Genomic DNA, 533 nt, shown 5'->3' on the forward strand with positions numbered 1-533 from the left:
CGTGCAGGCGGCCATCAAGCGGGTCAAGCAGGATACGCAGGGCCGCAGCATCGAATGGAAGGTCGGCACGCTGCCGGTGATCCGCTGCGATGCCACCTTCATCGAGCTGGCGGTCTATAACCTGGTGGCCAATGCCGTAAAATACAGCCGCAACCGGCCCGTCGCCGTCATTTCCATCCACGCAGAGCAAACCCCGGACGAGTTCATCTTCCATGTCGCCGATAATGGCGTCGGCTTCAGCATGGACTATGCCCACAAGCTGTTCGCCGTATTCCAGCGACTGCACCGCATGGAGGAATTCGAAGGCACCGGCATCGGCCTGGCCAATGTGCGCCGCATCGTCGAGCGGCACGGCGGACGGGCCTGGGCAGAAGGCGCTCCCAACGAAGGCGCCGTATTTTCATTTTCCATACCGAAGCGATTACCTGTTTAAGAATGACCGCCATGCTCAAACCCATCCTGCTGGTTGAAGACAATCCCAAGGACCTTGAACTGACGTTGATTGCGCTGGAACGCAGCCAGCTTGCCAATGA

The 533-nt window shown here is 59.1% G+C and carries 1 protein-coding gene; it reads left to right on the forward strand.

The features are described from left to right. A partial coding sequence (locus tag JK635_RS28075) for an ATP-binding protein (RefSeq protein WP_202653113.1) occupies positions 1-433 on the forward strand: 433 nt, incomplete at its 5' end. Between the last annotated feature and the right edge of the window lie 100 nt (positions 434-533).

The organism is Neobacillus paridis (assembly GCF_016765675.1).
GTDB classification, from domain to species: Bacteria; Bacillota; Bacilli; order Bacillales; family Cytobacillaceae; genus Neobacillus; species Neobacillus paridis.